22 protein-coding genes and 1 pseudogene are annotated in these 25,928 nt (G+C 46.1%); 17 read left to right on the top strand and 6 right to left on the bottom strand.

The features are described from left to right. Positions 1 to 167 precede the first annotated feature (167 nt). Both RMO55_RS14505 and RMO55_RS14500 read left to right on the top strand, forming a co-directional pair. On the top strand, positions 168 to 1,205 hold the full coding sequence (locus tag RMO55_RS14505; RefSeq protein ID WP_310427582.1) for an FAD-dependent oxidoreductase: 1,038 nt from the start codon (positions 168 to 170) through the stop codon (positions 1,203 to 1,205). 7 nt (positions 1,206 to 1,212) lie between these two features. Continuing rightward, positions 1,213 to 2,121: an ROK family protein gene (locus tag RMO55_RS14500; RefSeq protein WP_310427580.1), complete on the top strand. Its 909-nt coding sequence runs from the start codon at positions 1,213 to 1,215 to the stop codon at positions 2,119 to 2,121. A gap of 481 nt (positions 2,122 to 2,602) precedes the next feature. On the opposite strand, the gene cruG is transcribed toward RMO55_RS14500, so the two are convergent. From cruG to infB, 3 genes are all read right to left on the bottom strand, one after another. Next, positions 2,603 to 3,805, bottom strand: coding sequence for a 2'-O-glycosyltransferase CruG (gene cruG / locus RMO55_RS14495; RefSeq protein ID WP_310427578.1), 1,203 nt, complete (start codon positions 3,803 to 3,805; stop codon positions 2,603 to 2,605). 27 nt (positions 3,806 to 3,832) lie between these two features. After that, entirely contained in the window at positions 3,833 to 4,705 is an 873-nt protein-coding gene (cruF, locus tag RMO55_RS14490) for a gamma-carotene 1'-hydroxylase CruF (protein ID WP_310427577.1), read from the bottom strand. 603 nt (positions 4,706 to 5,308) lie between these two features. Then, on the bottom strand, positions 5,309 to 8,401 hold the full coding sequence (infB, locus tag RMO55_RS14485; protein WP_310427575.1) for a translation initiation factor IF-2: 3,093 nt from the start codon (positions 8,399 to 8,401) through the stop codon (positions 5,309 to 5,311). A 441-nt stretch (positions 8,402 to 8,842) separates the two neighbouring features. On the opposite strand from infB, the gene cobA reads away from it, so the two are divergent. After that, positions 8,843 to 10,420, top strand: a complete 1,578-nt coding sequence (gene cobA, locus RMO55_RS14480) for a uroporphyrinogen-III C-methyltransferase (protein ID WP_310427574.1) — start codon at positions 8,843 to 8,845, stop codon at positions 10,418 to 10,420. A 68-nt stretch (positions 10,421 to 10,488) separates the two neighbouring features. Next, positions 10,489 to 10,830, top strand: coding sequence for a hypothetical protein (locus tag RMO55_RS14475; RefSeq protein ID WP_310427572.1), 342 nt, complete (start codon positions 10,489 to 10,491; stop codon positions 10,828 to 10,830). 74 nt (positions 10,831 to 10,904) lie between these two features. Here RMO55_RS14475 and RMO55_RS14470 read toward each other — a convergent pair whose 3' ends face one another. Continuing rightward, positions 10,905 to 11,357: a single-stranded DNA-binding protein gene (locus RMO55_RS14470; RefSeq protein WP_310427570.1), complete on the bottom strand. Its 453-nt coding sequence runs from the start codon at positions 11,355 to 11,357 to the stop codon at positions 10,905 to 10,907. Positions 11,358 to 11,787: 430 nt separating this feature from the next. Between RMO55_RS14470 and RMO55_RS14465 the strand changes: the two genes are divergently transcribed. The 12 genes from RMO55_RS14465 to RMO55_RS14410 all read left to right on the top strand — a co-directional run bounded on the left by RMO55_RS14465 (position 11,788) and on the right by RMO55_RS14410 (position 22,141). Then, a complete protein-coding gene (locus RMO55_RS14465) occupies positions 11,788 to 12,285 on the top strand; it encodes a pentapeptide repeat-containing protein (protein WP_310427568.1) in 498 nt (165 codons plus the stop codon). Positions 12,286 to 12,393: 108 nt separating this feature from the next. Next, the gene (locus RMO55_RS14460) at positions 12,394 to 13,512 is read left to right on the top strand and encodes a 5-(carboxyamino)imidazole ribonucleotide synthase (protein WP_396134326.1); all 1,119 of its coding nucleotides are present in this window, start codon (positions 12,394 to 12,396) and stop codon (positions 13,510 to 13,512) included. Between the two features lie 159 nt (positions 13,513 to 13,671). Beyond that, entirely contained in the window at positions 13,672 to 13,878 is a 207-nt protein-coding gene (locus RMO55_RS14455; RefSeq protein ID WP_310427564.1) for a DUF2997 domain-containing protein, read from the top strand. Between the two features lie 109 nt (positions 13,879 to 13,987). Then, positions 13,988 to 14,377, top strand: coding sequence for a DUF1257 domain-containing protein (locus RMO55_RS14450; RefSeq protein WP_310427563.1), 390 nt, complete (start codon positions 13,988 to 13,990; stop codon positions 14,375 to 14,377). A 2-nt stretch (positions 14,378 to 14,379) separates the two neighbouring features. Further along, entirely contained in the window at positions 14,380 to 14,835 is a 456-nt protein-coding gene (locus RMO55_RS14445) for a ferredoxin (RefSeq protein ID WP_310427561.1), read from the top strand. Positions 14,836 to 14,936: 101 nt separating this feature from the next. Next, complete coding sequence (locus RMO55_RS14440) at positions 14,937 to 15,422, top strand: hypothetical protein (RefSeq protein WP_310427559.1); 486 nt, start codon at positions 14,937 to 14,939, stop codon at positions 15,420 to 15,422. An 81-nt stretch (positions 15,423 to 15,503) separates the two neighbouring features. Continuing rightward, the gene (galE, locus tag RMO55_RS14435) at positions 15,504 to 16,514 is read left to right on the top strand and encodes a UDP-glucose 4-epimerase GalE (protein ID WP_310427557.1); all 1,011 of its coding nucleotides are present in this window, start codon (positions 15,504 to 15,506) and stop codon (positions 16,512 to 16,514) included. Between the two features lie 68 nt (positions 16,515 to 16,582). Further along, positions 16,583 to 17,398: an aminotransferase class IV gene (locus RMO55_RS14430; RefSeq protein WP_310427555.1), complete on the top strand. Its 816-nt coding sequence runs from the start codon at positions 16,583 to 16,585 to the stop codon at positions 17,396 to 17,398. Between the two features lie 434 nt (positions 17,399 to 17,832). Next, entirely contained in the window at positions 17,833 to 19,680 is a 1,848-nt protein-coding gene (ftsH3, locus tag RMO55_RS14425; protein WP_310427553.1) for an ATP-dependent zinc metalloprotease FtsH3, read from the top strand. A 284-nt stretch (positions 19,681 to 19,964) separates the two neighbouring features. Continuing rightward, positions 19,965 to 20,744, top strand: coding sequence for a hypothetical protein (locus RMO55_RS14420; RefSeq protein WP_310427550.1), 780 nt, complete (start codon positions 19,965 to 19,967; stop codon positions 20,742 to 20,744). Positions 20,745 to 20,818: 74 nt separating this feature from the next. After that, positions 20,819 to 21,388, top strand: coding sequence for a phycobilisome protein (locus tag RMO55_RS14415; RefSeq protein ID WP_310427548.1), 570 nt, complete (start codon positions 20,819 to 20,821; stop codon positions 21,386 to 21,388). 387 nt (positions 21,389 to 21,775) lie between these two features. Next, positions 21,776 to 22,141, top strand: a complete 366-nt coding sequence (locus tag RMO55_RS14410; RefSeq protein WP_310427547.1) for a phycobilisome linker polypeptide — start codon at positions 21,776 to 21,778, stop codon at positions 22,139 to 22,141. A gap of 259 nt (positions 22,142 to 22,400) precedes the next feature. On the opposite strand, the gene lepB is transcribed toward RMO55_RS14410, so the two are convergent. Then, entirely contained in the window at positions 22,401 to 23,015 is a 615-nt protein-coding gene (lepB, locus tag RMO55_RS14405) for a signal peptidase I (RefSeq protein ID WP_310427546.1), read from the bottom strand. A gap of 287 nt (positions 23,016 to 23,302) precedes the next feature. Here lepB and RMO55_RS22305 point away from each other — a divergent pair. Further along, positions 23,303 to 24,044, top strand: a pseudogene (locus RMO55_RS22305) (amidohydrolase family protein); the annotation flags it as partial. A 100-nt stretch (positions 24,045 to 24,144) separates the two neighbouring features. Here the strand turns inward: RMO55_RS22305 and RMO55_RS14390 are convergent. Continuing rightward, positions 24,145 to 25,809 (bottom strand): FAD/NAD(P)-binding protein, encoded by a 1,665-nt coding sequence (locus RMO55_RS14390; RefSeq protein ID WP_310427543.1) that lies wholly within the window; start codon positions 25,807 to 25,809, stop codon positions 24,145 to 24,147. Positions 25,810 to 25,928: the final 119 nt, after the last annotated feature.

Here is a 25,928-nt window from a genome sequence, read left to right as displayed (position 1 = left end):
TCCCCTTGTAAAGGGGAGGGAGCCGGAAAGCCCCCCCTTTTTAAGGGGGGGTTGGGGGGGTAGAGCACCAGCGAAAACGAAGTCTAGCTGACTTGTCGGTACGTGGTAGCCCCCTTCGGGTACCTCTCCCAAGAGGGGAATTTGCTATCTAGTGAGAGTTGAAATTTATGTTTGAAATTGCGGTGATTGGGGCTGGTGTTGCTGGGTTGACTTGCGCTCGACGGCTCCAACAAGCTGGTAAGCGGGTGGTATTGCTGGATAAATCTCGTGGTTTGGGTGGTCGTTTGGCAACCCGTCGCTTGGCTGGTACTCATGCGGATCATGGGGTATGTTATCTTCAGCCAAAAGGCGATCTATTTCGAGAATGGATTGAAGAGCTGGTAGATATCGGAATTTTGCGGGTGTGGAGTGAGGGTATTCACCGCTTGTCGGCGGATGGTATTTTACAGCCGCCGACTAAATTTGCTCCCTGTTATGCTGCGCCAATGGGAGCAACTAGTATCGCGAAGTATTTAGGGAAAGATTTGGAGATAATTGGAGATAAATTAATTACCGCGATCGATCCTACTGATAATGGTAATGGTTGGCGGCTCAGTTCTAGCGATCCTCAATGGTCTTTGACAGCCGAACAAGTAGTAGTTGCTACTCCTCCAGCTCAAGCACTAGCCATCGTTGGCGAAACAATTCTCCAGAGGAGAGGCTACGCCAACGATACCGATTGTTTCCAGCAGATGAGTAGTGTCAATTTTACTCGATCGATCGTCGCGATCTCTGTCTATCCTGCAACTCAACAAAACGTCGCCGCAGCAATCCCTTGGCAAGGTATCCAATGTATCGACCATCCGATCCTCGCTTGGATTGGTTTAGATAGTTCTAAACAAATAGAGCCAACCCAACCAGTATTAGTAGTGCAAAGCAGCGCAACCTTTGCCGAGGAACATTTTGATGCACCCGATCTCGCAGTTATCGGTCAAAAATTGCTAGACGTAGTAGCTCCCCTTGCTCCTGGGCTGAATGCTCCCGCACTAGTGCAGGTACACCGCTGGGGATATGCTTTTGCCCGAAATCCCTTACCCGATCGATTTCTCACGGCTCAGACTCCAGCTCCGCTGTATTTCTGTGGTGATTGCTGCGGCGGAAATAGAGTGGAATCAGCTTATTTATCTGGCGTAGCTCTAGCCAATCGGATTTTAAATTTAACATAACTGAACTATGACTGAAGTAATCGGGATCGATCTGGGTGGTACGGCGATTAAATTGGGGCGATTTACTGAGTATGGGACTTGTCTTCAGTCATTGACAGTGCCCACACCTCAACCAGCATACCCCGATGATACGATCGATATGATGGTCTACGCGATGGAGAAATTAGCCCCAGGAATGGCTAATACTAACGCAATTGGGGTCGGCACACCAGGCCCTGCGGATGCAGCCGGAAGGGTGGCAAAAATTGCGATTAATTTAGAGGGTTGGATTGATATTCCCGTGGCGACGCTGATTCAAGATCGAACTGGCGTTCCCGCAGTTGTTGGCAATGATGGCAATTGTGCGGGATTGGGCGAAAATTGGTTGGGCGCAGGGCGACATTATCGCAATTCAGTATTATTAACCTTGGGTACTGGAGTTGGTGGCGCGGTATTTCTGAATGGGGCGTTATTTACCGGACATACGGGGAGTGCTGGGGAACTAGGTTTGATTGCATTCGATCCCGACGGACATCCTTGCAAAAGTGGTAATAATGGTTCGCTAGAGCAGTTTCTCTCAGGACAAGCAATTCGACGAATGACTGGTAAAGAGCCGGAAGAAATGGGCAGATTAGCGGCAGCAGGCGATCGATCCGCGCTAGAATTTTGGGATAATTACGGTCGTAATTTAGGCATTGGTTTGACGAGTATTATTTATATTCTGACCCCAGAAGTCGCCATTATTGGCGGGGGAATTAGTGCTAGTGCTAAATATTTTTTACCAGCAGCCAAACGCGAGATCGACAAGCGGGTGATGGAAACTTCCCGCCCAGGATTTAAGTTAATTGAGGCAGAATTAGGCAATCAAGCCGGAATAACTGGTGCAGCTAAATTGGCATGGGAAATGTTGCACCGCAAGAACTTGAAAACTCATTAAAGCCTAAGAATATTTCTAGGGGGAAATCCAGCTTCTAATTAAATGACAATCGCCAAAAATATTATCATTAACGTCAGTTTCTCCTTACGGAGAGGCTACGCCAACGGGTTAAGGATCTCCACGCAATGACTTCTGGCTTCGTTCCATTACCACCCGCTACTAAAGTGCGGTGCTAATAATTCAAGTCTGTTTTAACAGACTGATAGATTCTTGTTAGTCTGTTAAAACACACTTGAGCTATTAGCCTGGGGATTAATCCCCAGGCGGGTAAAGAGCGGAGCAGAAAGCGATCGATCGGCAATCCTTAACCCGTTGGCGTAGCCTCTCCGTAAGGAGAAACTGACGTTATCATTACTAGATTTAGTTGTTGACGATCGATCGTGAATTTAGATTGACAGTATGAAGAAGTCATTAAACTGGTTGACTGACAAAAGTCTAACTAGTCTGCATCTCCTTTCCCGATTTACCTGCGGAATATGGGTTAATAAACTCTCCCTCGCCATTGCTTCGGAGTTTGAACAGCCGAGAGAAAAATGCGTAAAACAGCTAATGGATCTGCAAGTGGCGATAACCAAAATAACAGCCCAGCAGGAGAAAATCGAGCGCGATAATAAGAAGGATAAATTGCTAGTAATAAAGCAAACCGAATTGCTACTAAAAATATATTCAGATCGATCGCAAGTTTTAAACTTAGGAAAGAATCTCCCCAGCCACTAACGCTTAAAAGCATAAAAGTCAGCGGTAGCGGTAGGCCCTGCACCAACAATAATAAAGCCAGATCGCTCCATAATTGAGCAGGTGTCGTGGCATCCTTGAGATCCAAAGATCGACCCCATTCTCGCCAAGTTTCCGCCATCCCCGCATACATTCGGACGCGAATTACCTTCGCACCATCCAAAAATCTCACTTTAAAACCTTGTTTGGCAGCATTTCTGGCTAGCGTGACATCATCGCAAAAAGAACCCGCCGCACTAGTATAACCATCCAATTGTGCTAACACTGCTCTCCGACACAAAAAGCACTGTCCATTTGCCATCACCCGATCGGGTGCCTGAACCCTCACCCCTGAAGAATCAAAGCGATATAGCAGCGTCATCAATAACGCAGGTTGTAGCCACCATTCTCCTGCCTGCTGGAGGATAAATTGCGGTGAGAGCGAGACAAGATCGTAACCTTCCTCGATCGCGGCATCGAGCAAACTAGCTACCAAGCCTGGTTGCGGCTGAGTATCGGCATCGATCCCCAACACCCACTCGCTCTGAGGATCGCTGTGCAAAAAGCCATAATGCAATGCCCACGGACGACCCACCCAACCTGCTGGTAAAGGATCGTCTGTGAGCAGATGAAAACGAGCATCTGTCTGGGCGGCATCTTTGACTCGATCGCGCGTACCATCCTGAGAATTACTATCGACAATCAGGATTTCTCTGACCTCATCCCCTTGCTGACTCAATCCAGCCAAGCAAGGCGCAATTCGATCGACCTCATTCAGCGTCGGTACGACTACACTCACCCGCTGGAATCGATCGGGTGTCGCTGTTTTGGGGACGAGCGGCGGATGCCGCACCGCCCCTTTCACCAATCGTGACAACAAGATAAGACTAGCCGCGCCCTGGCACACCAATAGTCCCAGTGCCACAGCACCGATCGTTTCCTTATTCAATAAATTATGCAACCAATCCACTTAATCTTGCCGTTCGATCTAAATAACTTATGCTTCCAATACTTCCGAGCCGATTTCGGTCGGACGCGCAATCGCTAGTTGATAAAGAACCAATAGCGGCATCACCCCTAAAATCAATCCCAACACAATTGGAATATAAATTCCGGCTGCCAGACTCATAATCGTCGCAAAAGCAAAATTACCTAGATAAACCGCCAACGGTAAACCGAGCTGGGTGTGGGATAACTTCAACGGTTTCATCCGCCAAATCCATGTCGCTACAGTCATAAATACCACCCCCGTACCAAACCAACCTGCAAAGTTCTGATAAGGCATCCCAAAAAAGGCTCCTGGCTGCTCCCACATCCAAAAGGGCATCGTCGTTTGGCTCATTGCCGGATCGAGCACGAAATCCCATGAAGTTAATAATAGCGACCCAAACCCGATCGCACCCGCATATTTTAATATTTGAGGAATAGCCAGAGTTTCCAGTCCCGTACGGGCAATAATATAAGCACTAAAGCCCAGGTAAAACCACGAGAGCGGAATAGTGAAGGGAACCAATCCCGCGATTTTATAGCCCAATCCTGAGAGATAGTGATAGTGTCCGAAGGGAAAGCCAGTGCTAGTACCCAACAACTCACTCACCAAAGATAATCCGATCGCTGGAATCATAAATCCCAGCCAGTGCCACATGCCCAGAGTTCTGTAAGCATAGACTGCTACTGCTAATGTGCCCAAGAGCATATAGACGACCCCACCGCCCACCATCGACCAACCAAAAGCCGTTTTGCCAATCTCGGGTAAGGCATTAATAAAGTCTACATTTGGTAAAACTAGCAGTAAACCAGCTAGCCCAAATGCCATAGATAGAATATGCCCGATTAAAAGAGTGCGCTCAATATTTATAAGTTTTTCCATCGATCGCTATTTAGTGTAAATTTCATAGTCCATCTAGATTGAGTCTGTCGGGGGCAGTCGATCGTTGGCGGACTTGTGCTGAGCGGCTTGCATTGAGCGGCTTGCACTGTTGGCGTAGCCTCGCCTTTGGCGATACGTAGCCGAAGTGAGCCGAAGTAGCCTCTCGGCACGAGCATCGACGAGTCGAAACTGCCAGACCTTCAAAATGGATGACATTTACCTATTAGTTTACAAATCTTTACTTAGTAGTATTGTGTAATAAGCTACGATAACTGACAAATAGATCGCGATTTAAGCCAAAATCGCTAAAATTTCACCGATCTCGACAAACGAGGGACGCATCGCAGACAGAGGCTGCAAACAATCTTGTCGTAACTGATTCAAAGGATGAGAAATTTTACTGCTATATCCCCGACTTCTTCAAGAAACGGCTCTCTCCCGCCTTTGTTCCTAGGGCGATGGAAGAGAGACAGCGACGCATCGACCTGGAGGTTTCCTCCAGGTCGATGCGTCAAGACAAGACAGTCGGGGATATGTCCTCGCTAAAAAACCCAACTTCTAAAATAGAAGTTGGGTTGTTAAAAAACAAGATCGAGTTAAAACCTATACTGGTGATAACGTCCGACGTTTGCTGACCATTTGGAAAGTCTCGATGATGTCACCTTCTTCCCAAGCATTGAACTTATCTAAGCGAATCCCGCATTCAAAACCAGAATTGACTTCACGCACGTCATCTTTGACCCGTTTGAGCGAATCGAGAGTACCCTCAAACACCAACTGATTCTTGCGTTGAACGCGGATGCTACAGTTACGCAGTGCTTTACCCGAGAGGACATAACATCCGGCAATGTTGCCACGTCCAGCTTGGAATACTGCACGGACTTCCACTTGACCGAGGGGTTCTTCGACCTGTTCGGGGTCAAGCAGACCTTCCATCGCGCCTTGGATATCGCTGAGGAGGGCGTAAATGATGTTGTATTCACGGACATCGACACCAGCTTCATCTGAGGCCGCACGAGCACCACTAGCTAAGGTGGTATTAAAGCCGATAATGACGGCACCACTGGCTGCGGCTAGATCTACGTCAGTTTCGGTGATTTCACCTGCTGCGGAGAGCAGGACGCGCACCTGGACTTCATTTTGGGGTAACTGGCGGAGCGAACCGAGGATCGCTTCGACGGAACCTTGAACGTCAGCTTTGAGAATCAGATTGAGTTCTTTGAGTTCGCCTTCTTGTGCCTTGGCAGACAAGCTATTGAGCGTCACCCGACGAGATGCCATCATCTGTTGTAGTCGCGATTGACGGCGTTCGGCAGAACGGACATCAGCAAGGGCGCGAGCTTCTTTCTCGATGAAGACTTCAAACTCATCACCAGCTTGCGGAACATCGCTTAAGCCGAGGACTTCGACGGCGAAAGATGGTCCAGCAGCTTCCACACGGGCTAAACGGTCGTCTACCATCGCCCGAACTTTACCAAATACGTGTCCAGCGACGAGAGTTTCACCAACGCGGAGGGTACCGTTTTGGACTAGGAGCGTAGCAACAGGGCCTTTCGCTTTGTCGAGGTGAGCTTCAATTACCGTACCACGAGCAGTTCTGTCTGGATTGGCTTGGAGATCTTCGACATCTGCGACTAGCAGAATCATTTCGAGTAGAGTATCGAGATTTTCACCTTTCAACGCACTGACTTCGACCATGATGGTGTCACCACCGAGATCTTCCGATTGTAGATTGAAAGCAATTAATTCCTGCTTAACGCGACTGGCGTTGGCACCTTGTTTGTCGATCTTGTTGATAGCAACGATAATCGGTACTTCGGCGGCTTGAGCGTGGCGAATTGCTTCAATGGTTTGGGGACGGACACCATCATCAGCCGCAACGACCAAGATGGCGATGTCTGTGACCCGCGCACCCCGCGCTCGCATGGCGGTGAAGGCTTCGTGACCTGGCGTATCGAGGAAGACCACCTGTTGGGTTTTTCCTTCATGTTCCATGTCAACGTGGTAGGCACCGATATGCTGGGTAATTCCCCCTGCTTCTCCCTGTGCTACTTTAGTCGATCGGATCGCATCGAGTAAAGTAGTTTTACCATGATCGACGTGACCCATAATCGTCACCACTGGCGGACGGCGTTGGAGCAAGTCAAAGTCACCGATATCGAGCATCTCGGTCACTTTCGTCGCGGCAGCCTGTTCGACCCCAGTAATGACCTCGACACCCATTTCTTCAGCAACCATCGTCGCGGTACCTGCGTCGAGAATCTGGGTAACGCTGATGGCAATCCCTTTAAAGAAGAGCTGCTTGACGATTTCAGTCTCTGGTACGATCAGCATTTCAGCTAAATCACGAACGGTAATACTGCCCATCAAAGTAATCGATTCGGGCTTTTCAACGGTATTTTTCTGTTCCCGTTTATTATTATTACTATTGCGTTCTTTGGCCTGCCGATCGTCCTTCATTACAGGTTTCTTGCGCTGGGCCGGCACCGCTGCTGCTCTGACTCCGCCGCCAGTACCAATTTTCTGTTTGGCAGGTCTGGCAATCGACAGACTGACGATCGTCTCTGTCTCGTTATTGTTACCATCTAGATCGTCGTCATCATCATCATCATCGATGACGACTGTTTTGACCCGCTTACCTTTCGCTGGAACTTTCGCCTTAGCGGTTTCAATTTCTTCCTCTTCTTTACTCCAGCCCTTGCCTTTGTTGATCGGCTTTCTTAGTGGTGGCCGTTTGAGTTCGAGATCGATCGGGGTCGGTGTATTATCATCTTTGTCGGTAGCACCATCTTTACTTGGGGCACCAGGTCGGGTGGGACCGCTACCTTGGGGTTTAATTTGAACGATCCGTGCTGGCGGACGATTTAATGGTGGAGCGGCGTTTTCCGCTTTAGCGACGGGTCGGCGAACGACTCCAGTACCAGGGGCGCGATCTGGCGCACCAACTGCGGGTCTGTTGCTAGGTTCGTTCTTGACTAGTTGTGATTTGGGAATGGGTTTGCTAGGAGCTGCGGCTCTGGCAACGGGAGCTGAGTTGCCGCCTAAACCACTATTGGTTGAATCTACTGGCGAGTTGTCCGAGCCGTTCGGACGAGCTGGAGGACCGGATAATTGTGGTTTTGGGGCTGGGGGAGCAACTGGGCTGGCTGCTCTGGCAACGCGAGGTGTGCCGCCGCCTTCGGCAGTGCTGTCAGCGCGACGAATTACACTAGCACCTTCACCCACGGTGGGACGCACGACTGGACGACTAGCCGTTGGCGACTGTGGTGATGGCTGTTTTAGTGGTGGCTGTGCTGCTGAAGGTGGTTGAGGCATCAGCGATGGCTTGGTCTGACTGTCCCCTTTGTGCTCGATCTGCAAAATTCGGGCTTTGGGTTCGGTGGGTCGCTGAGGTGCTTTTTGACTGGTAGCCATCGGAGCAGAAGCATCGCGGGCTGGCGATTTAGGAGGATCGCTTTTAGGCGCAGCAGCAGGAGCCTCTACTTTCTCAGTCGAGATCTGACGAGGTGGCTTGTTGTGTCGATCGGGAAATTTTTCGTTAGCGATGCGCGTAATCTGTTCTGATTCTGCTTCTGAAATGCTGCTACTGTGGCTTTTGACCACAATATTTAAGTCTTCACAGATCCCCAATAAATCCTTGTTTTCCAAATTCAATTCCTTTGACAATTCGTAAATTCTGACTTTGCCGTTGCTCATCCACTATGTCCTTATTTATAAAACCGATCGAGCGTCTAGATTTATGACTTGTTGGCAAGACCATATAGTTATCTACACAATGCTAATTTTTTGATTAGAAATTTATATATTGATGAAAGCTATTACCTGGTAGTGGTTTCCTCGCACCGTAGCGATGCTAATAATGCTGGTGACTTACCCCAATTTGTTGTTAACCAACTCCTTGGCGCAGCCTCTCCCCTGGGATAATCGCTGTCTCGACGATGTTGCTTCCTCTGTCGGGAAATCCGACGATCGCAAGCTGTGCTGTCCACAGTGTTTGTTGATGTTATCGGTATGACCGATCGCCAACGGGGAATCACATTATATTGTTACACTAATTTGCCATTATTGGCGAGTCCGATCGACAATTTGTGATAGTGTGATAGGTTTATCCCTAGTTAGGCGTTAGGGGTTAGGCAGATGAGCAAAGTATATATTGTGGGTGCGGGGCCAGGTGATATCTCTTATCTGACCGTTCGGGCGCAACAAATTCTCACCCAAGCGGAAGTATTAATTTATGATGCGTTGGTCGATCGGGCTTTATTAAGTTTAGTGCCTAGTGCCTGTGTGCTCGTCAATGTAGGTAAGCGGGGCGGCAAACCGAGTATGCTCCAAGCGGAGATCGATCTGTTGTTGGTGGAATACGCCCAAACTGGACGCACTATAGTTCGGCTCAAAAGTGGCGATCCATTTATCTTTGGGCGGGTAACTGCCGAAATCGATGCGCTGATGGCGGCGAACTGCGAGTATGAGGTAGTACCAGGCTTGTCTACCGCCCTCGTCGCGCCTTTGCTGGCTTGCATTCCACTCACAGATCCAGTCTTGAGTCGCGGGTTTGTGGTAATTACTGCTCATCTCCCCGACGATCTCGACTGGGATGCGTTGGCGCGGATGCCGACGGTGGTAATTTTAATGGGAGCTAGACAATTAGCAGAAGTAGTCGCTCAACTATTAAAACACGATCGATCTGCAAATACGCCGATCGCGGTGATTCGCTGGGCGGGAACGCCACAACAACAAGTCTGGGTGTCAGATTTAGGTCAAATAGTAGCGGCAACAGCAGGCATCGAACTATCACCAGCCGTAATCATCGTCGGCGAAGTTGTGAGATTGCGAGCATATTTAAAGTGTGGCGTGTCAAGTTCCCCAATTACGGATAATTTAATGTTGCAGGAGCAGCCCAAAGCTACTCTCCTTGCCGGCAAGAATATCCTTGTGACCCGTGCTGCTGGACAAGCAAGTGAATTTAGTCAAATGTTGCGATCGCGTGGCGCACAGGTGCTAGAAATGCCCACTTTAGAAATCGTCCCGCCGAGTAGTTGGCAGGATCTCGATCGAGAGATCGATAGATTGAGCGATTTTAATTGGTTGGTTCTCACCTCTACCAACGGTGTAGATGCTTTCTTCGCCCGACTCTACCATGCGGGTAAGGATAGTCGCGCTCTCGCAGGGGTTAAAATAGCTGTAGTCGGTAAAAAAACAGCCCAATCGCTCCAACCGCATGGAATTGTCCCCGACTTTATCCCGCCCGATTTTGTTGCTGATGTTTTAGTCAATAATTTCCCTGTATCTCCCAGCGGACAAAGAATTTTATTCCCGCGCGTCGAGACAGGTGGCAGGGAAGTTTTAATCCAAGAATTTACTAATTTAGGGGCGACAGTCGTCGAAGTAGCTGCTTATCAATCTCAATGTCCACCCTCGATCGATCCCACCGTATTAATCTCACTGCAACAGCAGCAGGTAGATATTATCACCTTCGCCAGTTCCAAAACTGTCAAATATTTCTGTCAATTAATCGGTACCAGTCTACCATCAGGTTGGCAAGATCTGGTCTGTATTGCCTCGATCGGCCCTCAAACTTCAGCTACCTGTCGATCGTTATTAGGTAAGGTGGATATCGAAGCGACTGAATATACTTTACCTGGATTGGTTGCAGCTCTAGAATTAGGAATGGCTCAATCGATAGTTGAAAATCGCGGGCATTTCCCAGATGAATAACGATCGATCGCTAACGATGTCTCAAAAACGAACTCATTACTTATTCAACACCTCTCGCCCCTAATCAAATGGTCCAAATTCCCCTGCAACCACTGCGAATTCCCGCAGGATGGGATGTTTCCTATAATGGATTATTTGAAATCGATCCTCTACCAGAACTATTTCCCGATCGAATTCCGTCGGATCTATTCAAAGAAGATATGCTACAAATGAACAACGATCGAGCAGATCGTCTTCTCGATGTGGGGTGGTATCCAGACGGCGATTTAGTAGATGGCAATTATTGCGTAGTAGTTTACGAGGGGGACTTTAGCGGACGGCTCATCTATGAATTGATTACACGCGATCGACTAGAATTAGTAGCGACTATCGAACGGCTTTTATCTGAAATTTGTCATGGAAAATTATAGTAGAGGTAATTCATAAATTACCCCTACTCGCAATAGAAGTTCCCACCATCTAAGATTCAGGCTATGGCGACGTTCTAAAAAGGAATTTTATCTTCATCAGCATCAAAGGCTGGCGGCTCATTAGTGAGGGGAGCCTTAGTATTAGTAGTGCGACTACTAGCTGGCGGAGAACTAGGTGCCGTCGAGCTGCCCATCGGTGTAGCTGTAAGAGTATCCACCGTCGCGATATGATAGATGCGACTGGCGACTAGCTTGGCACGTTTTTCTTTATAGCCATCCTGCTCGAATGTGGTCATTTCCAAGCGACCTTCGATCGTCACTCGATCTCCTTGTTTATAATTTTCCTTGATTTCTGTTGCTAAATTACCCCATCCAACAACTTCAATGGTAGGGTGTGTATCATCGGGACGACTTCCTAATGGTGGCGCAAACTGTACGAACATATCAGCTACAGCCATCTGATTATCGGCAGTGTAACGTAGTTCGGGATTTTTGATAATCTCCGCCATTAAAATGCAACTATTCATAAGTAAAAATTAGGTATTGAGGGACAAGTAACATTCGCAGTGTGAATGTCTACTCTCTTATTGTGTTGCACCAAGCAAAACAATAAGGCAAAAACTTGGAGAGGCAGTAGCAATACAGTATATAAATACTATGTTGTGATTATATCAATGTTGCTGATAAAGGTCAACTGTTAACTGAGTTTAGCCACTAGATTAACATTGGAGCATAATCCAAAATCGAGTTGCCATTGCAGCACTCGTTTCTAGCTGAAGTTAGAGGGTTTTGTGGCGATCGGGAATTTTCTGATAAACTATCAATGTTAAGGATTGTAAAATTAGTCCAAAACAAACTGCTCCTGATTAAATCCTCTCAGCGTTTCTATGTTGGAGCCGCTGCGCTGACAAGCAGTATTGGCTCTGCTAAATCGCGGCTAACTGCTCACTGGAAAATATGCCTACTATTATTGCCTTATTGTTTGCTTCGATTTTAATCTTCTTTCCCGGTTATGCGATCGCGGCTGGGGGAACGTCTCAGTATAAGCCACAGCTCTCATTTACTAACGACAACCTCACTGGCAAAGATTTTTCGGGGAAAAATTTACAGACAGCCGAGTTTACGACCTGTAAATTAGATAATACCAATTTTACTGGTGCCGACCTCACAGGCGTAGTGATCAGTTCGGCAATCTTGAAGGGTACAAATTTCCACGGCACAAATGTGACTCAGGGTTTATTGGATCAAGTTCGATTTGTGGATGCAGACTTGAGTGACGCGGTTTTCGTCGAGGCAATGATGTTACGATCGACCTTTAAGAATGTCAAGATTGCAGGCGCAGATTTTTCCAGTGCGATTCTAGGTAAGGTCGAACAGCAAGAACTCTGCAAAATTGCCACTGGTGTGAATCCCAAAACAGGTGTATCGACTCGCGATTCCCTCGAATGCAAGTAAGTTGGGATCTTTTAGGTGCGGGTTGATAGTACTAACTAAAACGAAGCTAGAGATTTAGCTGGAAACCCGCCCACTAAGGGTGTAAGTTGAGTTAGCTTGAGAATTGAAATGAAACGAATTGGTGTAATTGGTGGCGGACAACTAGCGTGGATGATGGCTAGTGCTGCCCAAGAATTGGGGATAGAATTGGTCGTACAGACTCCTCACTCGACAGATGTCGCCGTCGGATTGGCGGCGGAAACGGTATTCGCGGCAGTAGATGATGTCTCCGCCACAGCAATACTGGCGACTAAGTGCGACGTGATTACCTTTGAAAATGAGTTCGTCGATTTAGATGGGCTGGACAAAATCGATGCGGTTTTCCTTCCACCCTTAAAATCTCTAGCTCCGCTATTGGATAAATATACTCAACGCTGCTATCTACGGGATTTGGCTTTACCCGTTCCTAAATTCGATCTCCTCGTACAGCCAGAATTACCACCAGGGTTTGAATTTCCTGTCGTTGTTAAAGCCAGACGCAATGGTTATGACGGACAGGGGACATTTATTACCAAAGATAAACCTGCTCTAGAACACCTCTATCATCGCTATCCAGACACGTCATTTCTAATTGAGGAATTTATCGATTTCGATCGAGAGCTAGCCACGATCGCGGCTAGAGGTGCCAATGGTGAAGTAATTATCTATCCGATCCTGGAAACTCAACAAGAAGACCAAATCTGTCGGCGGGTATTTACAGTCAATGATTTACCAGATGCGATCGTTGAGACCTGTAGATCGATCGCGTCTAAGTTAGTAATTAGTCTAGACGCGATCGGCGTATTTGGGATCGAGTTATTTGCGACTCGTGATGGACGAGTATTGGTAAACGAGATTGCTCCGCGCACCCACAACTCTGGACATCTCACCATTGAAGCCTGTGCTACTTCTCAATTCAGTCAACTGATTCGGGCTGTTGCTGGTTTACCACTGGGGAGTACCGAACTTACCTGCGGTGGTGCTGTAATGGTGAATTTACTGGGTTATGAAGATAGCCAGAGCGACTGTCTAGCCAAACGCCAGCAACTATCGTCGATCCCAAATGCTCATGTTCATTGGTACGAGAAACAGTCTAGAATCGGACGTAAACTCGGTCATGTGACGATGCTCGTTGGTAGAGATGTCGAAAATTCTCGACAGCAAGCTGAGGATTTAGCTAGACTGGTGGAGACGATATGGTATGGATAAAGTTCTGGTGGGGCTGAATCGCGATCGAACTTTACAAAACTTGAAGTAGCTGCTCAGTCAGGAGAAACTTTCTTATAATGCGAGTAAGAAACCCACTAAATAATAACTTTTACCAAGTATAAAATCGACTACCCATCAACCAGAGGACTTCTATCACCAATGAGCATGGAGACACTAGAGTTTATCATCTATCCCGATGGCCGAGTACAGGAAAAAGTCACTGGTGTAGTAGGTCATTCATGTACTGTAGTGACAGCAGCGATCGAATCCGAACTAGGTGATGTAGTTAGTCAAACCCAAACTGCGGAATATTTCGCCCACAACCTCGAACTAACCGCCACCGCCACCACTCAAGCCACTTGGTAACTAGAACATGTCAGCGAAAGCTAACAATTACTAGATCGATTGTGCTCAATCCACGATCTAATTGCTTGTTAATTATCAACTATCAATTATTAATTATCAGTTAATCCACATGTCACACTTTAGCAATATCAAGACCAAGATTCGCAACGTAGAATCCCTCACCGCCGCATTAACAGATCTAGGCATCGATTGGAAAACTGGACCTCAACCTGTGCGGGGTTATCGGGGCGACACTCGCACAGCCGCAGTCGTCATCGAGCAGGCTAATGGTTATGATATCGGCTTTAGCAGTAATGGTAATAATGAATATGAACTAGTTGCCGACCTGCAATTCTGGGAGCAAAATTGGTCTGTCGATCGATTCCTCAGTCAAGTTACACAACGTTATGCTTATCATACCGTCCTGACTGAAGCCACCAAGCAAGGTTTTCAAGTAGCCGAAGAACGCAACCAACAAGATGGTTCGATTAAGCTAGTCGTCCAACGCTGGAGCGCGTAACTATGTCTGACTTTACCCCACAATTAGATAATAACCAATCTGGATTCGAGCCAGAATTAGGCGGTTTCCTGCGTGATGCAGAAGATCGATCTGGTTTCGAGCCGGAACTGGGTGGGGTATGGCGACAAAAAGGTGTCTATGTAGACGAACTGATTTGTATTGGTTGTCGTCACTGCGCTCATACCGCCCGCAATACTTTCTTTATCGAGCCAGATCATGGTAGAGCTAGAGTAGTCCGTCAAGATGGCGATATCGAAGATACGATTCAAGAAGCGATCGAAACTTGTCCGGTTAACTGCATTCAGTGGGTTGATTACACCGAATTAAAAAAATTAGAAGCAGAACGCCAATATCAAGAAGTGCCAGTTGCGGGTTTTCCTGTCGATCGAGCCACCGTTTCTGCCAGAATGCGTCGTCGGAAATTAAACAAGGGAAATATAGCTGAACGCGACCGTTAATTTATACCATAAAATGGTTGCAAAAGTTAAATGATTCAGCACTAACTCAACAAATTTTGATTTATTACCTAAGATGAGGCAAAGCTATTTTAGAGTACAAGATGGAATCAATTCAACAACAGATTAGTACATTGACACGTAAAGTCGATCGAGTTCACCAGATTCTCGTTCGCGTTGGCGCAAGTCTACCTCCAGACACAGCAGATCTACTAGAGGATCGAGATCTAGACAGTCAACTAATTGGTGGGGAGGAAACATCAATCAAACATCCCCTCAACCGTGATGATTTGCAGCGTGGTAATGGTAACGATGCACGTCAAGTCCGTCAAAATGGCATTAGCTATCGGAATAATGGCTATGCAGATCTGCCCAGCGGTTCCAACTATCGCCATGATACAGCCGAATGGGTCATTGCCCAACAGGATGTTTTGATCGATAGTAGTGGTGCAGAAATTAGTCACCATCAGATTAAAGAGCAAGATTTGGCTCCTCAAATTCAGATCCAAAGACTTACCGCGCAATTAACTGCTGCTTATAATCGCATTGCTGCTTTGGAGGAACAATTATTAGCCAAACGATGGAAGTAGTTTTGAGTCATGAATGTTAAGCTATTCGGGTCAGTGTAACAACTGAGTATTATTTAAGCTAAATATATACGATCCGACCCGATGAAAAAGCAAATTTTGGTCACAGGTGGTGCTGGTTATATAGGTTCTCACACCATCAAACAACTAGGTGAAGCTGGATACGATATTGTTGTCTACGACAATCTCTCTACCGGAACTGCCAGTGCGATAACTTATGGTAGGCTAATCCAGGGCGACCTAGCCGATCGACAGCAGCTAGCTAGAGTCTTTGCCGAATCAAATTTTGACGCAGTTTTGCATTTTGCTGCAAGTATTTCTGTCCCCGAATCGATCGTCAAACCACTAGAATACTACAGCAACAATACCGCCAACACTTTAAATCTACTCCACTGTTGTCAGCAATTTGGCGTAAACAAATTTATCTTTTCCAGTACTGCGGCTGTCTACGGACAACCAGATGTCAACCCAATTACCGAAGACACCATTCCTCAACCACTCAATCCCTACGGTAGTTCTAAGCTAATGAGCGAACGCTTAATTAGGGACTATGCCCACGCATCCGATCTCAGATATATCATTCTGCGGTATTTTAACGTTGCAGGTGCCGAAGTTGGTGGTAGATTGGGACAATCTGGCAAAAAAGCCACTCATCTGATCAAAGTAGCCTGTGATGCTGCTTTAGGTCAACGCCCGAACGCTGGCATCTTTGGGACTGATTTTGATACCCCAGATGGAACGGGAATTCGTGACTATATCCATGTTGACGATCTCGCCAGAGCGCACGTTGATGCTCTCACCTATCTTAATAGCGATAGTCCCAGTCAAATTTTAAATTGTGGCTACGGACAGGGCTATAGTGTCCGTGAAGTGATCGAAAAAGTCAAAGAGATCTCTGGTGTCGATTTCCTGGTTATCGAAGCCGAACGCCGAGCTGGAGATCCAGCGTGTGTGATTGCTGCTAGCGAACGGATTACCGAAATTCTCGGATGGAAACCGCGATTTAACGATCTCGATACGATCGTACGTACTGCATTAGCTTGGGAGCAAAAATTAAATGCTAATTCCCCATCGATTCCAGATTTGGTTCGCTAAGTAGTAGTTTTGATACTCTAATTCAGCAACGCCGATAATTACATCTCCTGATAAGCACTCGCTAATTTATGTATTGGTACTGTGGAGAATCGATCGAGTCTCAAACTATCGAGTTAGATATTAACGATCCTGGTTTATTATATGGGGCGACAGTTTTTACTACCTTCAGAACCAATAGACTTGTGAGACGAGATCCTCGACTTTTCCAAGCAGTCGGGGATCTGATAGATCTTCACGGCGATCGACTACGATGTTCGATCGAGGATTTAAACTGGTGTCAACCTGATTGGGAGCGAGTCCGATCGGGTGTAGAATGTCTGACACCAGAGTTTCCAGTACTGCGAATTACAATCTTTCCCGACGGAAGAGAATTAATTACTGGACGAGATTTACCACCTAATTTAGCGACTTGGCAACAGGAAGGCGTTACTGTCATTATTGCAGACCAACAATTCACTCGATCGATCCCCCAACACAAAACAGGTAACTATCTCGCGCCCTGGTTAGCTCTGCAACAAGCGCGCAACAATAATATTCAAGAAGCGATCTTAACAAACGATCGCGGCGACTGGCTCGAAACTACTACCGGAAATCTCTGGGGTTATCGCGATGGCTGCTGGTATACACCGCCCCTGAGTGCTGGAATTTTACCAGGAATCGCTCGATCGCAAATCCTCTCCCGACTCAAACAGGAAAATCAGTCAGTATCTGAAATCGAGTGGAAAGCAGAATGGGTAACAGAATTGGACTCGATCGGCTATAGTAATTCGGTAGTCTACTTCATCCCGATTCATACTGTTATCGCGACTATGGGTACTCTAAAGTATCAGGCTCAACATCCAGCTATGTCGGAAGTTATTAGTTTATGGGGAGTATCGATCTAGGAGGATATCGACGTGTATGACAATCGACTAAGTAAGGCTATACTCTCGATCGTCTTAATAGTTGTAATAATTGGCTTGGCAAGCGCATTTTTAGAAAAAGCACCTCCAAACGAGAAAAAATTACCACCCTCGTCGGCGACTAATTCGGTAATCCACCCGATTTCGATTAATACTGTGCTCAATCCCTTGGGTAAACTAGAAGACGGGGCCACAGACCAGATGATGAAGTGGTTAGCAACTAAAATTTATTGAAAACACCCTATCAATAAAATGAGAGAAAGGTTAACATAAGTTAATACAGAGATAAAATATATCAAATTTAGCGTACCAAGCAGATCGCGTAGACTGTACTAACCGACAGTTAGTAGAAGGTTGAGATCGGTCACTGTCAAGAGTTAGCAGTCATCAATACTTATATTAGGAGAACAATTAGAGTGAATAATAAGCGGTGGAGAAATGCTGGACTGTATGTCCTGTTGGCGGTTGTGGCGATCGCCCTAGCAACTTCATTTTTACCTACACCAGCCCCAGCTCAAAAAACACTGAAATACAGTCAGTTTATCCAAGAGGTCAAGCGAGGTGATATCGAGAATGTAGGTTTGAGTGCCGATCGTAGCAGAGCGCAAGTGCAAGCTAAAGATGGTACAAAAATGAATGTCAACTTACCTCCCAACGACAATCAACTCATTAGTATCCTCACAGATAATGTCAAGGGAAATATTTACGTTTTGCCCCAGAATGATGAGAGTGTCTGGTTCCGGGTGTTGAGCAGCTTGTTCTTCCCAGTCTTATTACTAGTCGGTTTATTTCTCCTGCTCCGCCGCGCTCAAAGTGGCCCAGGCAACCAAGCAATGAACTTTGGCAAATCTAAAGCCCGAGTCCAAATGGAACCCCAAACCCAAATTACCTTTGGGGATGTAGCGGGAATCGAGCAAGCTAAATTGGAGTTGAATGAAGTTGTAGACTTCCTCAAAAATGCCGATCGCTTTACCGCACTTGGTGCGAAAATTCCTAAAGGTGTCTTGTTAGTTGGCCCTCCTGGTACTGGTAAAACCCTGCTCGCTCGGGCAGTTGCAGGTGAAGCTGGCGTACCATTCTTCAGTATCTCTGGTTCGGAATTCGTCGAAATGTTCGTCGGTGTGGGTGCATCCCGCGTCCGCGACTTATTCGAGCAAGCCAAAGCTCAAGCACCTTGTATCGTCTTTATCGACGAGATCGACGCAGTGGGTCGTCAACGGGGCGCAGGCTTAGGTGGTGGTAACGACGAGCGGGAACAAACTCTCAACCAATTACTGACCGAGATGGACGGATTTGAGGGGAATACGGGGATTATTATTATCGCCGCGACCAACCGTCCTGATGTATTGGATTCCGCACTCCTACGCCCAGGTCGATTCGATCGCCAAGTTGTAGTAGATCGTCCTGATTACGCTGGTCGTCTGGAAATCCTCCACGTTCATGCTCGTGGTAAAACACTAGCAAAAGATGTCGATCTCGAACGCATTTCCCGCCGGACTCCTGGCTTCACAGGTGCGGATCTGGCCAACCTCTTAAATGAATCGGCAATTCTTGCCGCCCGCCGCAGTTTGACTGAAATCTCGATGGATGAAGTTAACGATGCGATCGATCGCGTATTAGCAGGACCCGAGAAGAAAGACCGCGTGATGAGCGAGAAGCGCAAAACCCTCGTTGCTTACCATGAAGCAGGTCACGCGCTAGTTGGTGCCTTGATGCCCGACTACGACCCCGTACAGAAGATTAGCATTATCCCACGCGGACAAGCTGGCGGTCTAACTTGGTTTACACCTAGTGAAGATCGGATGGAGTCTGGTCTATATAGCCGCTCCTACCTCCAAAACCAAATGGCTGTCGCCCTCGGCGGTCGGATTGCCGAAGAAATCATCTTTGGTGAAGAAGAAGTTACTACTGGTGCATCCAGTGACCTACAACAAGTCGCTCGCGTGGCTCGTCAAATGGTGATGCGCTATGGAATGAGTGAGAAACTCGGCCCCGTTGCTCTCGGTCGTCAACAAGGTAACATGTTCCTGGGTCGCGATATCGCTTCCGAACGGGATTTCTCCGAAGAAACTGCTGCGGTCATCGACGATGAAGTCAGTCTGTTAGTCGCGGAAGCTTACCGTCGTGCTAAAGATGTTTTATTAGGCAACAAGCATGTTTTGGACAAATTAGCAAATATGTTGGTTGATAAAGAAACTGTCGATTCCGAAGAACTTCAGGATTTACTTGCCAACAACGATGTCAAAATGGCAGCAATCGCCTAGTTTAGTTGAAAGTTGCGGCGCGAGCTTGTCTGGAAACCCGACAGTTCAGCGGCGTTTTTATTCGGGGGTTCCCCCCGAATAAAAAAACGACAAGACAGCGCGACAAGACAGAAAGTTGAAAGTGATACTCTGGAATTTTACCAGGGTCGATAATTAAAAAAGCCTGCACTAACTCTCAAAGTCTAGTGTGGGCTTTTTTAAAACAGGCTAATCCCCAGGTGGGTAAAGCAAAGCACTAAGGGACTCATAGTAAATTGATCGAGGAATGTTAAAATCAAAATAATATGCAAACTACTAATTCCGATCGATCTGCTCAAGCCATCGAGATGTCCGCAGTGGCGAGAGCCAAGTGGCTAACGATGCTGAAAACTCGCAAAATTAATACTGCGAAACAGTTACTATCGAGAGTTCGCGATCTGCATGGCGAACCGCTGGCTAGAAAGGCTTTAAAGGGCGACAGACTAGATCGAATGACCTGGGACTCGATTTTCAAAGGATTGAAGGTGTACAGAGAAGATTTCTTCAACGACATTGAATGGTTCGAGCGGGATCTAGAGACTCAGTGGGGAATGTTATGGGGAATGGCGACGGACGCGTCCGATCGATTTGGGATCGTATTACCAGAGCATATTCCAGATTCTAGCCTGTGGGATGGAGTTGGATCGGATAAATTTCAACAGTCGATCGCCAGTCGGACATCGGTATTATTAGAAATACCTTGGGGAACACCAGGTTATTTGATCTTGTTGGAGCAAGATGCGCTCGAAAATATCGTGTTGCTGTGTCCCTCTCCGTTGATGGCAAATCCTTTACTGACTGGCAAAATTCAACGATTACCTCAATATCCACCGTCAACTTTTGAGTTCTTACAACCGATAACTGTCGGTACTAATTATTTATGGGCGGGGGTATTTACTCAATTACCAGATTTGAGATGGTTGGCGGATGCTCAGAAAAGGCCGCTGCGGTTGCAGTTGACGCAGCTTGCAGATTTATTTAATTTTGCTAGCAAACAGCCCAAAGGAACTCCAATGTTTCGATCGAGTTATGTGGTGACAGATTAGTTAAGCCGTGCAGATATAATAAACTTGACCATCCCTATATCTGCATAGGATCTAACCTGTATCTACAAATTCTAATGCTGACAGATCGAATTAAAGAACTGATTGCTAGAGCCAGAATTGTTAGTTTTGCTAGCTGGGAGTCTCATCCGGCTGCTAGCATCGCGATCTTCCAAGCCGCCGAAGATGCGAGAGTGTACCTCACCGACGAAGAATATACCAAAATTTCGGCACTTTCACCCCAGACTTCTAGCTTAATCCCGATCGCCCAATTATTACGCGATCGAGTCGTCGAAATCATCGATGAAGCCAGAGCCGAAGTCTTCGCCCAATTTCCGCATATCGCCGAACCAGGTGGCGGACTCTATCCCCCCGAACGTGCGGAAGCTTGTTGGCGCGACTTTTGGCACTATCTGCGCCCTATCACCTACGGTATTGCTGGCGGTTACGATCGGTATACTAGTGTCGAAGGGTTGCAAAATATGCGCCTTCTCTATCAAGAATTACAAGTCCCCCTCGATGCGATGACTGTCGGACTCACAGGAATTAAGACAGCTAGTTTAAAACGCATCGATCCCAGTCAACACTCAATCGTCATTCCTTATTTCGACCATCTGATTACCCAATTAAAATCCTTCACAGAGTAATCAATGAATTCACATTGAGGGGAGTGGATATCATCGAAACCAAGTTAGAGGAACAATTCCGGCCTGATGTCGATTCGATCCCCATGCCCGATCGCAAACCTGGGGATCGAATGATACTTAATGATAGTAAACTGAGTAATGAGTCAGAGCTAAAGCTCTTTGCTCAGTTTTATCCTGATGGATTTAATGAGCTGCACGCAGTTAAATTGAATCATAATTACGGCACGAGCAAGAGGGGTCGATCCACCCTAATCTCAACTCTTCTGAGGAGGAGGTTAGAGGATAAGGGAATTTTATGGTGAGATTTATAGCTTCAAAATATATGATTTGAATCTGCGACAGCTTAGTTGTTAAATTCAGTTGCTTGTTGAGATTAAAATTATGACAATGACTAATGTTTCTAACTTGAGTGTTGATACTGGTCGCATGTATGCGATCGAAGTTAAGGGTGGCCCTCATCAGGCTATGTTGCGGAGTAGCACCTATACAATCAAAGCATCCTATTCTGTTCTAGCAAAAACAATCCACAACATCGGAAAACGGGGTGGAAAAGTTTTGAATGTCACAATGTTAACCAATCCAGCCACCCGTATTGAATCAGTTACCGAAGTGGCACCAGTGGCAGAAGTGGCCCCAGTTGCCGAAGTAGCACCAGTTGTGAAAGTGGAATCAATATCAAAGCAGACAACTAAAGGTGAACCAATTTCTAGTTCCGAAACACGTCGTAAGCAGTCAAAATCAAAAAAACGTTAATCGAGCGCATCAATGCACATTACTATCTTTGTTGGAAGTTCGACTGGGCTGGTATTATTACCGTCTATGTGGCGGGATATACCAACGGTTGGTTGAAAATCTCCCAAGCAATTACAGTTTCTAATCAACGTGTCTTTGCTACTACTGGTTGGATTTCGGCGAAGATGGTAGAAAGTTGAAGGCGAAAAGTGCAATAAACACAATCTACCTCAAAGAACGGGATTTAGATTCCTGAGTTTTGTTATGTAGATGAAATTTTTTACTGATAATCTGGTTGTGGATCGATGCCACCTGCGCGGTTGATTGGCCAAAATCTAACCGTTGCCTTACCGACTATTTTATCCTTAGGTACAAAGCCCCAATAGTGACTATCGTAGCTATTATTGCGATTGTCACCCAGTACGAGATAATGACCTTCAGGTACGATCCCATCAGGCGTTAATTCAGTACTACTCCAGTTGTATTGAGGAGCTTCATCGAGATACTTTTCAGACAGAACTTTGCCATTGATATAAACTTTACCGCTTTTGACATCAATGCGATCTCCAGGTAAGCCGATTACCCGTTTGATAAAGGCATCTTTGAATTTTTCTTTTTCGAGTTGGGCGGTAGGATTGAAGACGACAATATCGCCCCGCACGGGATTGGTAAAACGATAGCTAATTTTATCAATAATTAATCGATCGTCGATTTGTAATGTCGGCAACATCGAGCCAGACGGAATGAATCGGGCTTCAGCCACAAAACTCCGAATCCCAAACGCCAAGAAAGCACTTAATCCAATGGTTTTGAGAGTTTCGATCCACGGATTTTCCACCTTAGGTGCTGGAGTGGTTTCAGATGCTAGTTGAGATTCAGGTTGTTCGTAATCCATAAAACCGATTAAAGAAGAAGATAAAGTAGGTAAATATGTTCGATTTGAGAGTAGTCTCGATTGAGTGTTGGTGATATCGTTGCCCAGAAATTTTCTCGATGAGCATCGACCCTATTTATAAGCTACACGATCGATCTCTCAAAAAACGGATTGCTCGGAATGTAAGATCCGATCCAAATAGGCAAAAAACATTGGAGCAGATCTAGGGTTGCTAAATTGTCGTGGCGATCTTCAAAAAGTTATTTTGTCCATTAGATTATTATCACCTTTAATTTGAACGATCGAGTATGAACGTAAATTCTTTGCTAATCCGTCATGCTCGCATCCTACTGGCTGGGTGAATGGTTAATTGGCGATGTCTTGGTGAGAGACGAACGCATCATCGAAATTTCCGCTAGTATTACCGCGACGGAGGTAACTAGAGAGATTGACGCAACTGGGTTGGTTTTGTTGCCCGGTGTCATAGATCGATCCGCAAGTCCATTTTCGGGAGCCAGGGTTGGAACATAAAGAGGATCTGACAACCGCCAGTCATGCTTGTGCCAAAGGTGGGGTGACATTCTTCATGATAATGATGTATTGTGGGCAGGCTGATTAGATGGCACGATCGATTTTATCGCGACAGATCGCGCGCCATACACCCTCGCAGAAAAAGCCAAAGGTTATCCCAATACACCTTCAGGAATGCCTGGAGTCGAAACAGCTCTTCCGGTCATGTTAACCCAAGCAGTAGCCGGAAAATGTTCGATCGAGCAAGTTTCAAATTGGATGTCTACGGCTGTCGTCAAAGCTGATCATCTTCCCAATAAAGGCTCGATCACCATCGGATACAATGCGGATTTAGTATTAGTAGATATCGAAAATTATCATCCAGTAGAACGCAAAGATATCGTCAGTAAATGCGGTTGGAGTCCCCTTGAAGGCTGGAATCTCACGGGTTATCCGGTTTACACGATCGTTAATGGAAATATTGTCTACGAAAAAGGTGAGATTCGATCGAATATTAAAGGCAAAGCTTTGCGATTCGATCGAGGTGCCGGAAGTCTGCAACTTATAAGGATCGGATCTTCCCTAAATATGGGAGATCCGATCCTTACCTATGGCTAAATTCACTATTGGCTACTTCGATCTATTTTGATGACAGCAATACTGTCGCCAAATGTTGGGATAAACTAATAATCCGCTGGCAGCTTTCGGCGTGCCAAACTTTAAAATTGCCATCGATATTACCCGCAACTAATGGTCCCATCAAGTAACAGTTTTTGCTAGCTTCAAAATCCTTGTCGATAACAAAGCCGCGATTAGATTCATTGGGGATACAAATCTCTCGCCGAATCAAGTTTTGAATCAAGACGGAAGAAGATTTCGTAACATCTTGGAATCCAGCACAGTTAATAATTACGCCAATCGGTGCATCGAAGACTTTTTGTTGTCCATCTTCACCATCAATATATTCACAGCCAGCACCGCCAGTTGGGAGCGGGAAATATTTGACAAATTTGCCCTTGAGAAACTCTAGCTTGTTTTGAGCGATCGAATCATCAACTACATCTAGGTATTCGCCACCCGCACGTCTTTGTAATTTACCAATCTCAACTGCATATCTAGACACAAATTGCTTTTGTTCGCTAAAACTGAGCTGATTTAAGCCCTGCATGACAACGTTGGAGATGTCTAAATAGATGTCCGAAATATTGATATTCCGCGCTGTAGCCGCTGCGACATCTTGCTGGACTGCTGCAAAAATTTGTTTAGCAGTAAAGGATTCAGATTTTACTAGATCAATTAGATGCTCTGGGCTATAGTTTATTTGAACAACCTCGCGATTGATGCGATGGGGGAATGCCGCATTTGGTGAAACTATGACAAATTTATCTACTAAGTTTGTGAGCGTTTTAGAGTTATTGAGACTATAAAGTGTATCTAAAGTACCAGCATTCGAGCCGACAATCAGGATTTGACGTGGAGATTGAGGCTCGAACTGTGCCAGTGATTTACAGATGCGATCGATATTGAAGTCTAATGATGGCTCATACATATTATCGATGTAACAAATATCGCGTTCTGCATCATGAGATCGAGCTTGCTCGAATGCTACATTTGGGGGACTACCGATCGCTAGAACTAGTTTACTTGCCGAAAAATGGACATGACTTGCATCCGCCAGCGCGAGATCGATCCGATAAATATCTTCGCTGCGCCGAACGTCCAACACCTCAGATGTAACTAGATCGATCTCGATTAATCCTGTCGCAGTTGCTGTAGCTAAAATGCCAGACATGCGTTGCTTAAGGTACAAGCCAAATACATGTCGCGGAATGAATAAGTCGTCCCAAAGACCCAGATCCATCTCAACTTGATTCGCTTGTAGCCATTTGCGCGAAAGTTCGCCTTTATTATATGCTTGCGGATCGAAGACTCGATCGCGATTTTCATTGAGCCAGCCGATAAAATGCTCGCGTTCTTGTTGTTGAGGAATGAATTCTTTTAGTGGCGCAATTAATAAGGCGTTGCGTCCAGATTTACTCCCATAAGGAATACCCGTCCAAAACTCAGCCGACTTTTCTGTGACGATAATTTTCACGGGCTGATATGTTTTACCAGTTGCCGCTCGTTGTTCTAATAGTGAGATATAATGAATTAAAGTATAAGCTGATGAAATTCCAGCACCAATGATTGCCAGATCGTAAGATTTTTCTAGTTGTAGTTCGGTTGATGGTGATTCAATCGTCGCGATTAATCCTAAATCTTTCATCATGGCTATTATATAAATATTCTTATCTTTATTAATCATTTTAATTAAGTTCTACAGAGACGGGTGCGAAGCCGAAACCAAAAAAAACAACGAACCATGAAAAACAGAAAAAATAAAAAAACCCCAAAAACACAAGCCCCCAGAAAAAAACAAAATAA

Origin of the sequence: Chamaesiphon sp. VAR_48_metabat_135_sub (assembly GCF_031418915.1) — a bacterium.
Taxonomy (GTDB): Bacteria; Cyanobacteriota; Cyanobacteriia; order Cyanobacteriales; family Chamaesiphonaceae; genus Chamaesiphon.
Note: the sequence above shows the minus strand (reverse complement) of the source record. Positions and strands in the feature narration are given on the sequence as shown.

Bases quoted from the DNA above. Each gene is read 5' to 3' on its own strand.
- RMO55_RS14410 (WP_310427547.1), top strand. From the start codon at position 21,776: ATGACTAATGTTTCTAACTTGAGTGTTGATACTGGTCGCATGTATGCG.
- galE (WP_310427557.1), top strand. From the start codon at position 15,504: ATGAAAAAGCAAATTTTGGTCACAGGTGGTGCTGGTTATATAGGTTCT.
- RMO55_RS14455 (WP_310427564.1), top strand. From the start codon at position 13,672: ATGAGCATGGAGACACTAGAGTTTATCATCTATCCCGATGGCCGAGTA.
- cruF (WP_310427577.1), bottom strand. From the start codon at position 4,705: ATGGAAAAACTTATAAATATTGAGCGCACTCTTTTAATCGGGCATATT.
- RMO55_RS14460 (WP_396134326.1), top strand. From the start codon at position 12,394: ATGAAACGAATTGGTGTAATTGGTGGCGGACAACTAGCGTGGATGATG.
- RMO55_RS14430 (WP_310427555.1), top strand. From the start codon at position 16,583: ATGTATTGGTACTGTGGAGAATCGATCGAGTCTCAAACTATCGAGTTA.
- cobA (WP_310427574.1), top strand. From the start codon at position 8,843: ATGAGCAAAGTATATATTGTGGGTGCGGGGCCAGGTGATATCTCTTAT.
- RMO55_RS14420 (WP_310427550.1), top strand. From the start codon at position 19,965: ATGCAAACTACTAATTCCGATCGATCTGCTCAAGCCATCGAGATGTCC.
- RMO55_RS14475 (WP_310427572.1), top strand. From the start codon at position 10,489: ATGGTCCAAATTCCCCTGCAACCACTGCGAATTCCCGCAGGATGGGAT.
- RMO55_RS14465 (WP_310427568.1), top strand. From the start codon at position 11,788: ATGCCTACTATTATTGCCTTATTGTTTGCTTCGATTTTAATCTTCTTT.
- lepB (WP_310427546.1), bottom strand. From the start codon at position 23,015: ATGGATTACGAACAACCTGAATCTCAACTAGCATCTGAAACCACTCCA.
- RMO55_RS14390 (WP_310427543.1), bottom strand. From the start codon at position 25,809: ATGATTAATAAAGATAAGAATATTTATATAATAGCCATGATGAAAGAT.
- RMO55_RS14440 (WP_310427559.1), top strand. From the start codon at position 14,937: ATGGAATCAATTCAACAACAGATTAGTACATTGACACGTAAAGTCGAT.
- RMO55_RS14415 (WP_310427548.1), top strand. From the start codon at position 20,819: ATGCTGACAGATCGAATTAAAGAACTGATTGCTAGAGCCAGAATTGTT.
- RMO55_RS14470 (WP_310427570.1), bottom strand. From the start codon at position 11,357: ATGAATAGTTGCATTTTAATGGCGGAGATTATCAAAAATCCCGAACTA.
- RMO55_RS14445 (WP_310427561.1), top strand. From the start codon at position 14,380: ATGTCTGACTTTACCCCACAATTAGATAATAACCAATCTGGATTCGAG.
- infB (WP_310427575.1), bottom strand. From the start codon at position 8,401: ATGAGCAACGGCAAAGTCAGAATTTACGAATTGTCAAAGGAATTGAAT.
- RMO55_RS14500 (WP_310427580.1), top strand. From the start codon at position 1,213: ATGACTGAAGTAATCGGGATCGATCTGGGTGGTACGGCGATTAAATTG.
- RMO55_RS14450 (WP_310427563.1), top strand. From the start codon at position 13,988: ATGTCACACTTTAGCAATATCAAGACCAAGATTCGCAACGTAGAATCC.
- RMO55_RS14505 (WP_310427582.1), top strand. From the start codon at position 168: ATGTTTGAAATTGCGGTGATTGGGGCTGGTGTTGCTGGGTTGACTTGC.